Origin of the sequence: Staphylococcus coagulans (genome assembly GCF_002901995.1) — a bacterium.
Taxonomy (GTDB): domain Bacteria; phylum Bacillota; class Bacilli; order Staphylococcales; family Staphylococcaceae; genus Staphylococcus; species Staphylococcus coagulans.
The window spans coordinates 1-647 of sequence record NZ_PPQN01000147.1 but is presented as its reverse complement, the minus strand read 5'-3'; the positions used below and the strand labels follow the sequence as shown (position 1 = coordinate 647).

General features: G+C 24.9%; 1 protein-coding gene. It reads left to right on the top strand.

Translation table 11 applies throughout. The features are described from left to right. A partial coding sequence (locus CD118_RS11845; RefSeq protein WP_142380889.1) for a sigma-70 family RNA polymerase sigma factor occupies positions 1 to 647 on the top strand: 647 nt, incomplete at both ends.

Sequence of the window (647 nt, the reverse complement as noted above, 5' to 3'; positions counted from 1 at the left end):
TGAAAATAACAATATCATTGAAAAAAACACTATAGATAATATTAAAAATAATGAAGATGATTTTTTCGATGATATTGAAGAATCTGAAGAATTCAACAATATTAAATCTGTAGATTTAACTACTAAAGTTGACAGTTATGAACTTAACGATATTTACTTCAACAAATTGAAGGAAAATCAACATGATTCAGAAGTAATTGCACAAATCATTAATTCTAATCAAAAACTTGTGATGAAAATTGCAAGTCGTTATAAGAATAGCATCTTAGGATCTATTTTAGATATAGAAGATTTGGTCTCAAGTGGTAACTTGGGACTATACAAAGCTATTCAAAAATTTGATATTAGTAAAGGTTATCAATTTTCTACATATGCTACTTGGTGGATTAAGCAAAAAATTACTAGAGATATAGCTGATAGAAAGTTAACTATTCGTTTACCTGTACATATTATGGAAAAATTAAATAAATTAAATAGAATTTATAAAATATATAGTGATATACCTCAAAATGAATTGATTCAAAAATGTATGAAAGAATTGAATGTCAGTGAAGAAAAATTATTTGAATTACTTTATATTGATAAACAATTTAATACAAGCTTAACCTCCTTAGCAAGTTCTACTAATGAAGATGGCAGTTCTCAAA